The 12,276-nt window shown below is 40.3% G+C and carries 12 protein-coding genes; 7 read left to right on the top strand and 5 right to left on the bottom strand.

Annotation, left to right across the window (positions count from 1 at the left end; translation table 11 throughout):
• Window positions 1-5: 5 nt before the first annotated feature.
• The 3 genes from purC to dapA are packed head-to-tail and all read right to left on the bottom strand — an operon-like array spanning window position 6 to window position 2,280.
• On the bottom strand, window positions 6-725 hold the full coding sequence (purC, locus tag B9T30_RS05315; RefSeq protein ID WP_074946872.1) for a phosphoribosylaminoimidazolesuccinocarboxamide synthase: 720 nt from the start codon (window positions 723-725) through the stop codon (window positions 6-8).
• 36 nt (window positions 726-761) lie between these two features.
• Window positions 762-1,367 carry a lipoprotein-34 precursor (NlpB) gene (locus tag B9T30_RS05310; RefSeq protein ID WP_086184094.1) on the bottom strand — a complete coding sequence of 202 codons (606 nt, stop codon included), beginning with the start codon at window positions 1,365-1,367 and terminating at the stop codon, window positions 762-764.
• 13 nt (window positions 1,368-1,380) lie between these two features.
• The gene (gene dapA, locus B9T30_RS05305; RefSeq protein ID WP_086184093.1) at window positions 1,381-2,280 is read right to left on the bottom strand and encodes a 4-hydroxy-tetrahydrodipicolinate synthase; all 900 of its coding nucleotides are present in this window, start codon (window positions 2,278-2,280) and stop codon (window positions 1,381-1,383) included.
• A 719-nt stretch (window positions 2,281-2,999) separates the two neighbouring features.
• Here dapA and mhpT point away from each other — a divergent pair.
• From mhpT to B9T30_RS05290, 3 genes are all read left to right on the top strand, one after another.
• Window positions 3,000-4,208 (top strand): 3-(3-hydroxy-phenyl)propionate transporter MhpT, encoded by a 1,209-nt coding sequence (gene mhpT / locus B9T30_RS05300; protein WP_086184092.1) that lies wholly within the window; start codon window positions 3,000-3,002, stop codon window positions 4,206-4,208.
• A 247-nt stretch (window positions 4,209-4,455) separates the two neighbouring features.
• Window positions 4,456-5,088 carry a bifunctional nicotinamidase/pyrazinamidase gene (gene pncA / locus B9T30_RS05295; RefSeq protein ID WP_086184190.1) on the top strand — a complete coding sequence of 211 codons (633 nt, stop codon included), beginning with the start codon at window positions 4,456-4,458 and terminating at the stop codon, window positions 5,086-5,088.
• A 102-nt stretch (window positions 5,089-5,190) separates the two neighbouring features.
• Window positions 5,191-6,147: a bile acid:sodium symporter family protein gene (locus B9T30_RS05290; RefSeq protein ID WP_086184091.1), complete on the top strand. Its 957-nt coding sequence runs from the start codon at window positions 5,191-5,193 to the stop codon at window positions 6,145-6,147.
• A 62-nt stretch (window positions 6,148-6,209) separates the two neighbouring features.
• Here B9T30_RS05290 and B9T30_RS05285 read toward each other — a convergent pair whose 3' ends face one another.
• On the bottom strand, window positions 6,210-7,463 hold the full coding sequence (locus B9T30_RS05285) for a hypothetical protein (RefSeq protein ID WP_086184189.1): 1,254 nt from the start codon (window positions 7,461-7,463) through the stop codon (window positions 6,210-6,212).
• 77 nt (window positions 7,464-7,540) lie between these two features.
• On the opposite strand from B9T30_RS05285, the gene serB reads away from it, so the two are divergent.
• The 3 genes from serB to B9T30_RS05270 all read left to right on the top strand — a co-directional run bounded on the left by serB (window position 7,541) and on the right by B9T30_RS05270 (window position 10,136).
• Complete coding sequence (gene serB / locus B9T30_RS05280; protein WP_086184090.1) at window positions 7,541-8,761, top strand: phosphoserine phosphatase SerB; 1,221 nt, start codon at window positions 7,541-7,543, stop codon at window positions 8,759-8,761.
• 412 nt (window positions 8,762-9,173) lie between these two features.
• The gene (gene aciT / locus B9T30_RS05275; protein WP_086184089.1) at window positions 9,174-9,509 is read left to right on the top strand and encodes a ciprofloxacin tolerance protein AciT; all 336 of its coding nucleotides are present in this window, start codon (window positions 9,174-9,176) and stop codon (window positions 9,507-9,509) included.
• A gap of 147 nt (window positions 9,510-9,656) precedes the next feature.
• Window positions 9,657-10,136, top strand: coding sequence for an SCP-2 sterol transfer family protein (locus tag B9T30_RS05270; protein ID WP_086165369.1), 480 nt, complete (start codon window positions 9,657-9,659; stop codon window positions 10,134-10,136).
• An 84-nt stretch (window positions 10,137-10,220) separates the two neighbouring features.
• Here B9T30_RS05270 and dtd read toward each other — a convergent pair whose 3' ends face one another.
• On the bottom strand, window positions 10,221-10,661 hold the full coding sequence (dtd, locus tag B9T30_RS05265) for a D-aminoacyl-tRNA deacylase (RefSeq protein ID WP_086184088.1): 441 nt from the start codon (window positions 10,659-10,661) through the stop codon (window positions 10,221-10,223).
• A gap of 319 nt (window positions 10,662-10,980) precedes the next feature.
• Here dtd and pncB point away from each other — a divergent pair, with 319 nt between their 5' ends.
• On the top strand, window positions 10,981-12,186 hold the full coding sequence (gene pncB, locus B9T30_RS05260) for a nicotinate phosphoribosyltransferase (protein ID WP_086184087.1): 1,206 nt from the start codon (window positions 10,981-10,983) through the stop codon (window positions 12,184-12,186).
• Window positions 12,187-12,276: the final 90 nt, after the last annotated feature.

Here is a 12,276-nt window from a genome sequence, read left to right as displayed (position 1 = left end):
GCGGATTAGATATCAGAAAGGTCGATACCTAAACGTGTAGCCACTTCTTCATAGGCTTCAACAACACCACCTAAACCTTGACGGAAACGGTCTTTGTCGAGTTTTTTCTTGGTGTCTTTGTCCCATAGACGGCAACCGTCTGGAGAGAACTCATCACCAAGAACGATACGGTCGTGGAACACACCAAATTCAAGTTTAAAGTCAACCAGAAGCATATTGCCTTTGTCGAACAAATCTTTTAGGACTTCGTTTACTTTGTAAGTCAGTACTTGCATTTGTGCAAGTTGTTCCGCAGTTGCCCAACCTAAAGCAATGGCTTGAGATTCGTTGACCATTGGATCGCCAAGCGCGTCGTCTTTGAAGAATAATTCAAATGTAGAAGGGGTTAATTCTTTACCTTCTTCAACACCTAAACGACGGCACAAGCTACCCGCTGCGTAGTTACGAATTACACATTCAACCGGAACCATTTGCAATTTTTTCACTAAAACTTCAGTTGGAGAAAGAAGTTTTTCAAAGTGAGTTTCAATGCCAGCAGCAGCCAATTTTTCCATGATAAAGGCGTTGAAACGGTTATTAACCTTGCCTTTGCGATCTAGTTGTTCGATTTTTTCGCCATTAAACGCAGAGGCATCATCACGAAAGACTAAAATCAGGTGATCTTCACTGTCTGTTTCATAAACAGATTTCGCTTTACCAGTATAGAGCAAGGTTTGTTTCAACATGGGGGAACCTTTTTCAAAAAAAAATGCCTAGTACGACTAGGCTGGCCAATTTTGGTAAATCTGGGTTAATAATTCAGCAGCGATTTCTTGGTCTGCAAAGCTATTATCGGCATTGAACACGGCTAGGTTATTACTTGCACCGACAGAGGTCAGTCTTAATACATACACCTTTTGATCGACCTTAATGGTTACTTCGTAACGATTTTTGCTCTGACCAACAATGCTATGGTTAAGGCTGCTGAGGGTAGCAAGTGTGTACTGCCAAATTGTAGCAGAATTTCCATCAATTTTGAGTAACGGATTTTGATTTCCATCACGAACAAGTTGTGGACGACTGACATTGGTATTGTCATCTTGACTATTGATTAAGCTGTTTTCTTGCACTTGATTTGGACGGGGAATCGCAAAACGGTTGCCCTTTTTATTTTCCAGTTTAGGTGCGTGTTCAAGGGCAAGAGGGTCAACCTTTGGAGCTGGGTACAATGGCGTTGCAGGTCGAACCATTGAACCTTCAGGATATTTCAGGGGTTCAAGGGATGCAGTATTTTTATAATCCAGAGAACCATTGTTGATTCCCATAGAACTACAACCCATTAAACCAAATGCTGAAAGTGCAAGGGTTAAACCAAAACGTAATTGCATAGTGTTGTGCTCTTTATTGAATGACACCCGAAGCGTTGAGTGCTTCACGCAACGGTGTGCGATATTGTTCTGCAAGAGGAGTTAATGGTAAACGAATACCCGTACCAATTAAGCCCATTTCATGAAGTGCCCATTTCACAGGAATTGGGTTGGATTCACAAAATAGAATATTGTGTAAATTTGCAATTTCGTTGTTCAAAGTTTCAGCACGCTCTGAATCACCTGAAATAGCAGCAGCACAAATTTGGCTCATTTCTTTCGGTGCGATATTTGCAGTCACAGAAATGTTGCCTAGTGCGCCTAGTGCGATCAGTTGATAAGCCGTTGCATCATCACCAGAGTAAACGGTCATTTCTTTACCGCGTAATCCTTCAATCAGCGCTTGACCACGTGGTACATCACCTGTGGCATCTTTAATCCCAACAATTTGCGGGATGTCAGCAAGGCGAATCACGGTTTCATTAAGCATGTCTACGCCAGTACGGCCCGGGACATTGTAAAGAATTTGAGGTAAATCAACTGCTTCAGCAATCGCTTTGTAATGCTGATATAAACCTTCTTGTGTGGGTTTATTATAATAAGGGGTCACTAACAGTGCGGCATCTGCACCCAACGCTTTTGCTTCTTTGGTGAGTTCGATTGCTTCATGGGTCGAATTGGCACCCGTACCTGCAATGATTGGAATACGTTTGTTGGCTACACGAACGATTTCTTTAATGACTTGTTTATGTTCAGCCAGACTTAAAGTCGATGCTTCGCCTGTCGTACCAACCGCAACAATACTGTTCGTGCCTTGTGCAATATGCCACTCAACGAGCTTTTCTAGACCCTTCCAATCTACGCTGCCATCTTCAAACATCGGAGTGACGATTGCGACAATTGAACCTTGGATGATCTGTGCTTGCTGAGTCATTTTAAAAAAATATCCTATTTGTCCATCCGGCAGAGGTAGAAAAACATAAATTTGGATGGGTGCGTATTTTGATTTATAGCAATTTCAATACGATTAAAGCGAATTGAATAATGCTTATGCAAATTATGAACGAACAAACGATGAAGAACAATATGCTTTAGTCAAAGCATATAAAAACTTTATGCAAAGTCGTTAAAATAAATATAGCAAAGTTATGTTCAGAAAACCTTTAGCCCTAAAATTTTAATGAATATCATGACCAGTGTCAGGCTATTTTTGTATAAAAAATACGAGTAAAAATGTCCTATTTGCACTTTAAAGCCAACAGCAGCAGCAATTCCGTGTAAAAACATCAGGATTTAAGATTTAATAGAGATTAGCATAGACTTTTAAGCTATATAAAACAAGAATTTAATCTATGTAAAACCGTATTAAAAAGTTGCAGAATAATCAGTTAAAACGATGACTGCCATTTTTTTATTTCATTATAAACAGGCGTATAAAGTTGTAATTATAGAGAAAGACTTCAGTTTTTTACGCTGTGGATAATCCGATTAAGTGTTTTTGCGACTATTTGTTCTGCCCACGAAAAACGTTAAATATCTATTATTTTTGTTCATAAACTGTAAATCCTTCCACTTATTGGTAGTTATTTGAATTTCCTGAGTCATGGATGATGGCGTTCTATTTTGGACACTGATTGAATAGGGAAATTGCCAATGGAAAGATCAGATAACAGGCATGCTGCAATTACGGTGGCAATCTGCTTTTTAATTGCGGTTATTGAAGGTTTGGATATTCAGGCAGCAGGCATTGCAGCGGCGGGTATTCGTGAAGCCTTTGGTTTAGACAGTTCGCAATTGGGTGTGTTTTTTAGCGCAGGGATTTTAGGTTTATTACCTGGAGCGCTGATTGGTGGGCGATATTCAGATCGTATTGGGCGTAAAAAGGTATTGATTTGCTCCGTTGCAGTTTTTGCCTTATTTACTTTATGTACGGTATGGGTGAACAGTTTTAACAGTCTGTTATTGGTTCGTTTTTTAGCGGGTGCAGGTTTAGGTGCGGCAATGCCGAATTTAATTACGCTGGCTTCTGAAGCGGTTAAAGCTGAAAACCGAGGACGTGCTGTTGGTCTAATGTATTGTGGTATGCCTGTCGGCGCTGCAATTTTGTCGTACATTGCAAGTTTAGATTTTGGTTCAAATTGGAAAAACATTTTTTATTTAGGTGGCTTGCTGCCTATTTTTGTTATTCCAATCATGATGAAATTTTTACCCGAGTCACGTGAATTTTTAAAAGCAAAAAATACAGCGGAAACCACAGCAGTAACGACTCAAGGTTCTTTTAAAGATTTATTCAATAGTCATAACGTGGCGCGTACCTGCTTAATTTCAGTGAGCTACTTCTTTACCTTGATGGTGGTTTACATCATGTTAAGTTGGTTACCTTCACTGTTTATGGAGCTGGGCTTTACGCGTAAAGAAGGCAGTACTGCACAATTTTTCTTTATGCTCAGTGCAACCGTTGGTACGGTAGTGTTAGGCATGTTGACTGACCGCTGGAAAAAAACCTATGTGATTATTTTAATGTACGGTGGCATTTTAGCTGGTTTATTTTGCTTAAATGCGGCAAGTTCATTGACGCAAATGTATTTGGCTTCAGCATTGGTGGGTGCCTTTGTGATTGGTTGCCAAGGAGTACTGTATGCGTTTGGCAGTATTGTTTACCCAACTGAAGTCCGTGCAACAGGTGTGGGAATGGCTTCAGCTGTAGGTCGGATAGGTGCAATGCTGGGTCCTGCAATTGCAGGTCAACTCCTTGCAGCGGGCTTTGGTGCAGCAGGGGTTATTTCAGCCGCTATTCCTTGTATTGTGATTTCAGCGATCTTCATGTTGATTTTGGTTCGTCGTTTACAAACATCAGCTTAAGTTTTAGTTTGATGAAATAGCTCGCATATTGCGGGCTATTTTTTTAACTTAAAATGTATTTCTATCTTTTAGCCATAGTAAAAAAATTTCGAACTTTCAATGATGCTACATATCGAATTTGCCCAAGTATCGTGATTATTTAAGTTGTCAGTCATCTTATTTTTACTGTCCAGCCTAAATACTGAAATTTATTTTGTTATATGCTTAGTCACAAAAATGACAACTCACTAAGAATGGATTGAAAATGATGCAAAACAATACTGCGCTGATCGTCGTGGATGTGCAAAATGGTTTTACCCCGGGTGGAAATTTAGCTGTGGCGCATGCAGATCAGATTATTCCGAACATTAATCAATTGGCGCAGTATTTTAAAACGATAGTGATTACTCAAGATTGGCATCCTGAAAACCATGTGTCATTTGCTATCAATCATGATGCTAAACAGCCGTTTGAAACGATTGAGCTGGACTATGGTACGCAAGTCTTGTGGCCTGTACATTGTGTTCAAGGTACGCCAGATGCAGAACTGCACCCTAATCTTCATTTGCCCAGTGCCCAATTGATCATCCGTAAAGGCTGTCATGCGCATATCGACAGTTATTCTGCTTTTATGGAATCTGATCAAAAGACCACGACAGGCTTGGCAGGTTATTTAAAAGAACGTGGCATTGATACAGTGTTTATTGTCGGCATTGCCACCGATTTTTGTGTGGCATGGACGGCAATTGATGCATGTAAGTTTGGTTTTAAAGCCTATGTCATTTCCGATGCCACCAAAGGCATCGACTTAAATGGTTCATTGCAGCAGGCATGGCAAGAGATGTTGGCGAAAGGGGTGAAACGGATTTTGGTGAAAGATATTATTCAGCAGCATGCATGAAAAATGCATAATCGGGCCGAGAACAGAAACACTTGAGTTCGATGAGCCTGTTAAAAGTGATCTCACGATTTGAGACTAGAATAAATAGGGGATGTCACCGTTATGTTTACTTTTTTGCGCTTTACCCAATTTATTCAGAAAACCTTTGCGCTCTGGGTGGTGTTATTTGCGGGTATTGCGTTAATCGTACCTGAAGCTTTTGTCTGGCTGAAAGTCTATATCATTTGGATGCTGGGCATTATTATGTTCGGTATGGGCATGACCATGACCGTAGATGATTTTAAAGGGGTGCTACACAGTCCTAAAGCGGTGCTGATTGGCGTGGTGGCACAGTTTATGGTGATGCCTGCACTGGCTTATCTGTTGTGTCAGTTGTTTCAATTGCCGCCTGCAATTGCGATTGGGGTAATTCTTGTCGGTTGTTGCCCAGGGGGAACCGCATCTAATGTAATTACCTATATGGCCAAAGGTAATACCGCTTTATCGGTGGCGTGTACTTCCGTTTCGACCATTTTAGCCCCTGTATTCACCCCAGCAATTTTCTATTTTTTAGCCAGTCAATGGATTGAAATTAATGCACTATCGATGCTGGGTTCAATTTTAAAAGTGGTGTTATTTCCCATCATTTTGGGACTGATGGTTCGTTCGGTGCTGAAACAAAAAGTAGCGGCTTATATTCAAGTCATGCCACTGATTTCGGTGGTTGCGATTGTCACCATTGTCGCAGCGATTATTGCAGGCAGTAAGACGCAAATTTTGGAATCGGGTTTACTGATTTTAGCCGTGGTGGCATTGCATAATGGTTTGGGCTATTTACTGGGTTTTGGGGCAAGTCGTTTATTTAAATTGCCCTATGCCGACAGCAAAGCGATTGCCATTGAAGTCGGTATGCAAAATTCGGGTTTAGGTGTGGCTTTGGCTGCGGTGCACTTTGCTGCATCACCGATTACTGCTGTACCGAGTGCTATTTTTAGTTTATGGCATAATATTTCGGGGCCAGCGCTAGCGACATATTGGGCCAGCAAAGCCAATCAAATAAAAACAGATCCCATTGAATAGTCTGTTGTTTGAAGCGAAAAAAAAACCGAGCACATCGGCTCGGTTTTTTGTTGCATCCGTTTTTAAGATGCTTTCGATTGTTTAGCTTTTAAAATTTCAGTTCTAAAGGTTTGTGCCAGTTCAGCCACTTCGCTGTCCATACCATTCATCATAAATGCGTGACGCGTCAGTACATTGGTTGGATTAGGAATACTGACCAATTGGTAACGATCTGAAATGTCTTTGAGTAATTCATTGGGCAAATGAATCGCACTTTCTTTTGCAGCCAATTGTTGCACCAGACGTTCCGCTGCTTGTACTGGTGTCAGTTGCATGGCATCGACATGACTGGAAATGGCACTACGGGTTTGTAAAACAAAGCGCTTTTCTTCACGGTAGCGTTTGTATAAGACATCTGACAACAGTTGGAATACGGTGCTGATCATGACCAAACATTGCACTGCATTTGGTGTTTCTACCGACATGCTAATAGTGGCACCATGTTCATCAAATTTATGTACTGTAGAAATATCTGAACTATTGAGTTTGTAGTGTTGTACACATAACTCTGCTGTTTTATTCAGGAAAATTTGACACAAATTAAAATAAGGCACCGAAACTGTTTTATTGACCGAATCCATCAGTTGTTTAGGGTCATAGAACTGAATATTTAAGGCAATACAGTTGTCATTCAGTACGACAGGCTTTGGCTCTTTGATTTTAGCTTTTGCTTGCGCATGGTGTTGTGCTTGGGCAATAGCGACAGCAGCATTGTGTTGTTCTTGTTGTAAAGCTTGAGTCAAGGTTTGAATTTCATGTTTTAGGCGTGATTCATTATTAATCCGCGCCAAATATTCGGTACGACTTGGGCGGGCAATTGCACGGTAAGCCAACCAAATTAAGCCATGAATGATAAATGACAATAAAATGGCCAACCATTGGGTACGTAAAATTTCACCAATACTGGATTGAATTAAAGTAATTTCAATACTGCCGACTTTCTTTTCATTTTGCAGCGCTTCACGAACAAAGACTTCACCTTGACGTGTTTTGGTTAAACCACCTGTTGCAAGTACCTGATTATTCGCATCTAAAATACGAATAGAAGCAACACTTGGGTTGGTTGCATAACGGTCGGCTAATAATGCTAAGGACACAGGATTGGCAGGTTCAAGCTCGGATAGGCTGTCTGTGACCAATTGTGTGGTCATCAGTTGTCCCTGACTGGCACGATTTGCATTGAGTTGGTGTGTCGTCGCAAGTACCAGTAAAAACGTGTGTAAAGCAAAACTTACAATTAGTAGGCTAGCAAATAGCCCTTGTCTAGGCGCATTCAACGTAAACTTCCAAGGCATTTATATTCAAATTGGATTATGATTCTTACAATAGTTGTAGCTCAGATCCGAGTCAATTCATGCGAGAAATCATTCTTATATCATTTTTGGGACCAGACCAGCCTAATCAATTTACACGATTAATGCAGGTGTTGTCCGTACATTCTTTACAAATTCTGGATGTTGGACAAGCCGTCATCCATAACCAACTGACTTTAGGTATTGTTGTTTCGTCAGATGACCAAACTGCTACAGCATTAGCCATGAAGGAGATCTTGATTCTAGCACATGATATTGGCTTAACAGTGCGCTTTAAACCAATCTCTACAACAGAATATGATCAATGGGTCAGTGAGGGTGGTCAGACCCGTTATATCGTTACGGCACTGGCACCAGAATTGACTGCTTCGCAATTACAAGCCGTGACCAAGATTGTCTCGAATCAAGGTTTTAATATTGAAACCGTGACACGCTTATCGGGTCGTCCAGATCTTCATCGTCAAGTCGATGAACCTAAACGTTCTTGCGTACAATTTGGTTTAAAAGGGCAGATGTTAGATGCCATTGCCATGCGTGCGGCATGTTTACGTTTATCCTCTGAACTGAATGTAGATGTCGCGGTTCAAGAAGACAATGCATTCCGTCGTAACAGCCGTTTGGTCTGCTTTGACATGGACTCGACTTTAATTGAACAAGAAGTGATTGATGAACTTGCGATTGAGGCAGGTGTCGGTGAGCAAGTCGCTGAAATTACTGAACGTGCGATGCAGGGTGAACTGGATTTCCAACAAAGCTTCCGCGCTCGTGTGGCCTTGTTGAAAGGGATGGATGCATCTGTGTTACCTAAAATTGCACAACGCTTAACGGTCACAGAAGGGGCGGAACGTCTGATTTCAACCCTGAAGGCATTGGGCTATAAAACTGCGATTCTTTCAGGTGGTTTCCAATATTTTGCTGAATATTTGCAAGCAAAATTAGGCATTGACGAAGTGCATGCCAATGTTTTGGATGTGCAAGATGGCAAGGTAACAGGTGAAGTCAAAGGGCATATTGTCGATGGGGCGCGTAAAGCTTTATTGCTGCGTGAACTTGCCGACAATATGGGCATTTCATTAGAACAAGCGATTGCTGTAGGTGATGGTGCAAATGATTTACCAATGTTATCGATTGCAGGTTTAGGGGTCGCATTCCGTGCCAAACCTTTGGTTCGTCAAAATGCAAATCAAGCGATTTCAAGCGTGGGTCTAGACGGTGTGTTATATCTGCTTGGTGTACATGATAAAGACCTTAATCGTGCCTAAGTATTGAAGTTTATTGACGAAACGCGACACTAATGTCGCGTTTTTTGTGGCAAAAATCACTAAAATACGATGAACGGTTGACTTGGGTTGCTGATAAAAACAGCGTTCAATCGGTTCTGAAAAAATATTTTTTTAAGGCTAAAAATGCCTATTTTTTTTGTAATGACACGGCAAGTCCTAGCCCATCTCACTTTTAGAAAAAGTTAAAAATAAAAAAATGTAATGACAAAATAATATTGCGACAAGGTATGTCGCTTTATAAAAATACAAGACTTTTTTTCTTGCAAAAACTCCGCATAATGTTTGCATAAGAAATTGATATAGATATATTCCATCATTTATTTAACGGTCATCGGGGATTCGATTTAGGCAAAACTTAAATGTCCAAATGGAGTCTTAGACGGAGGTTTTTATGGTCACAGCAAATTTAGCAACCATTGTGGGCTTAAGCTTTATTGCGGCTGCGTTAATAGCTGTTTTCTTCTCACCTTATCGTCGTTTGTTAAGCTTTATGTTCGCAGGGATGTTGTTTTGGGGTTTGATTGAAATCGTCCGTTTCAGTACAGAAATGGTGTTTGAATTGCCCATGACCTATAGCTATCTCACTGCGATCATGTCAGCGATGCTGATTGTGACGATGCTGTTATTTCGGGAAGACCACCGTGCAGAACGTGCTTTAGCCAAACGCCGTTGTATTGAACATACCCCCGTGTACGAAGATGACCAACAACAATGCTCCAGCCGTTAAAGCAACGGATCTAAAAATTTTCAAAAAGAGGTGCTTTGAGCACCTCTTTTTTGTGCATTATTATTATACAAAGCCTTAGTTCAAAAAACACAACTTATGTTAGGATAAGTCGTCAATTTTTCAACAATTACAATAGGCTTAAATGTCATGAAACTTTCTTCGATTCCTGTCGTAAAATTACCACTGGTCGATGTCAGCACGGATCCGCTTGATTTGTTAGTGGCGGGTTTGGCTTTGCGTATGAAGCAGTTGGCGCGTACCAGCCCAAAATTTATTGAGCTGGTTCATGAACGTCAATTCCGTATTCAAATTGGGACTGATTTGGGCGTTGCACGTCAAATTATCGTCAACAACGGGCAAATTGACAGCGTATCTGGTGCTGCTGAACAAGCTGACTTTATTTTGCAATTTGCAGACAGTGAACAAGGGGTCAAAACCTTAATGAAAGGTGATCCGACCGCTTTCATGACAGGCATGCAAAATGGCAGCATTAAAATGGAAGGCGATTTTGGTCTTTTGGTTTGGTTTAATAAAGTCGCGAAGTTGATTCCACCTAAACTACCAAAACCAATTAAAGAAAAAGTAAAATTGGTTCGTTCATTTATTCGTGAAAAAACGGGTAAGTAATTCAGTTTTAGCTGCTTAAATGCATTAAAAAAGCCCTGAATGATCAAACTTCAGGGCTTTTTTGTTTCTGATTGCTTTAACGGCTTATTCAACTTCCAAATTGAATGTCACAGGTCCATCATTGACCAAATGTACTTTCATATCAGCGGCAAAAATACCAGTTTGTACAGCTTCAAATTGGCTTTGAGCATAAACAACCAATTGTTCATATAATGCTTTGGCTTCAGTAGGTGGCATGGCTGGTCCAAAGTCAGGACGTAAGCCTTTTTGTGTTTGTGCCATTAAGGTGAATTGAGAAACCAATAATAATCCACCCCCTGCTTGAGCAACATTCCAGCCCATCTTGCCTTGTTCATCATCAAAAAAACGATATTTTAAAATCTTATCAATCAGCTTTTTGCCTTTTTCGAGATTATCTTCTTTCGCTAAACCCAGAAAGACCACAATACCATGTTGAATTTCTCCCGTTGTTTCAGCATCCACGACAACTTTTGCTTCAAGAACTCGTTGCAATAACGCACGCATAATTTAACCAAATCAGTAATTTCAAATTTGCTGTGAATTGTAGCAAATACACACTTAAAGACTAAACCAAGTCCGTCTTACTCTATGCTGAAATAATTGGTTTATTTTCACTGAGACTGGTTTGAGGTTGCCTTAGTTAAAAAAGGGGGCTTATTTTTTAAGATGCCGTAGTGTGAATTGAACGAAGTGAATAGGCGGGTTGAGCTTTTATACAGGTGCTGTAAATCATCCAATTGCTTTGAGCATTTACGAAAACTTTCGTTATTCAACTGAATAAAATATGCTTTAATGCAAGTAGTTGATAAAAACTGAAAGTTATATGTCTGCAATTATTCATTCATTATTAGATACCGACTTGTATAAATTTACCATGTTACAGGTGGTCTTACATAAGTTTCCTCAAACGCATAGTGTCTATCATTTCCGTTGCCGTAATTTGGAAGATACGGTTTATCCACTGACGGATATTTTGCATGATTTGAATGAGCAGTTGGACTATTTATGTCAGCTGAAGTTTAAAGAAGATGAGCTGCTTTATCTGCGCAGTTTACGTTTTATCAAAAGTGATTTTGTTGATTATTTAGAATTATTCCAACTGAAACGTCGTTTTATTAAAGCCAGTATTGATTCAGAAGGTCGTTTGGATATTTGGGTTGAAGGCCCGATGGTTCAAGCAATGATGTTTGAAATTTTTGTCCTCGCCATTGTCAATGAATTGTATTTCCGCCGTATTCGTAGTGATGAGGTTTGGGCAGAAGGCGAACGCCGTTTACAGGCCAAAATGGTGCTGCTGAATCAATATCAACAAGAACAAAATTCGAATGATCCACCCTTTTTAGTGTCCGACTTTGGCACGCGCCGTCGTTATAGTTATGACTGGCAAAAACATGTGATTGAAGCCTTTAATCACGCTGCGCCTGATATTTTTCGTGGCACCAGTAATGTCCTGATTGCTAAAGACTTGGGTTTGACCCCAATTGGCACTATGGCACATGAATTCCTGCAAGCCTTCCAAGCTTTAGATGTGCGTTTACGCGATTTTCAAAAAGCAGCATTGGAAACATGGGTACAAGAATATCGTGGCGATTTAGGTATTGCGTTAACCGATGTGGTCGGTATGGATGCTTTTTTGCGCGATTTCGATCTGTATTTTGCCAAACTATTCGATGGTCTACGTCATGACAGTGGCGATCCCTATGAATGGGGCGATAAGGCCTATGCACATTATAAAAAACTCAAAGTCGATAGCAAAAGTAAGATGTTAACCTTTAGTGACGGGCTGAACTTAGAAAAAGCTTGGGCTTTACATCAATACTTTAAAGATCGTTTCCAAGTGAGTTTTGGTATTGGCACCAACTTAACCAATGATATGGGACAAACCCCCTTAAATATTGTGTTGAAACTGGTTGAATGTAATGGTCAATCGGTGGCGAAAATTTCCGATAGCCCCGGCAAAACCATGACCGATAATGATACTTTCCTTGCCTATTTACGTCAGGTGTTCCAAATCACAGAAACAGCATAAAGTTCGCTTTGCTATATCTGATTTTTTGCTAAATGAATGCAAAAAATCAGAATAATAGTGAAAATGACTTGTGCTAAGATCACAGATGTT

This window comes from Acinetobacter sp. ANC 4973, assembly GCF_002135275.1.
Taxonomy (GTDB): Bacteria; Pseudomonadota; Gammaproteobacteria; order Pseudomonadales; family Moraxellaceae; genus Acinetobacter; species Acinetobacter kyonggiensis.
Note: the sequence above shows the minus strand (reverse complement) of the source record. Positions and strands in the feature narration are given on the sequence as shown.

Excerpts from the sequence above, each read along its gene's own strand:
- purC (WP_074946872.1), bottom strand. The coding sequence starts at position 725 with ATGTTGAAACAAACCTTGCTCTATACTGGTAAAGCGAAATCTGTTTAT.
- B9T30_RS05310 (WP_086184094.1), bottom strand. The coding sequence starts at position 1,367 with ATGCAATTACGTTTTGGTTTAACCCTTGCACTTTCAGCATTTGGTTTA.
- dapA (WP_086184093.1), bottom strand. The coding sequence starts at position 2,280 with ATGACTCAGCAAGCACAGATCATCCAAGGTTCAATTGTCGCAATCGTC.
- mhpT (WP_086184092.1), top strand. The coding sequence starts at position 3,000 with ATGGAAAGATCAGATAACAGGCATGCTGCAATTACGGTGGCAATCTGC.
- pncA (WP_086184190.1), top strand. The coding sequence starts at position 4,456 with ATGCAAAACAATACTGCGCTGATCGTCGTGGATGTGCAAAATGGTTTT.
- B9T30_RS05290 (WP_086184091.1), top strand. The coding sequence starts at position 5,191 with ATGTTTACTTTTTTGCGCTTTACCCAATTTATTCAGAAAACCTTTGCG.
- serB (WP_086184090.1), top strand. The coding sequence starts at position 7,541 with ATGCGAGAAATCATTCTTATATCATTTTTGGGACCAGACCAGCCTAAT.
- aciT (WP_086184089.1), top strand. The coding sequence starts at position 9,174 with ATGGTCACAGCAAATTTAGCAACCATTGTGGGCTTAAGCTTTATTGCG.
- B9T30_RS05270 (WP_086165369.1), top strand. The coding sequence starts at position 9,657 with ATGAAACTTTCTTCGATTCCTGTCGTAAAATTACCACTGGTCGATGTC.
- dtd (WP_086184088.1), bottom strand. The coding sequence starts at position 10,661 with ATGCGTGCGTTATTGCAACGAGTTCTTGAAGCAAAAGTTGTCGTGGAT.
- pncB (WP_086184087.1), top strand. The coding sequence starts at position 10,981 with ATGTCTGCAATTATTCATTCATTATTAGATACCGACTTGTATAAATTT.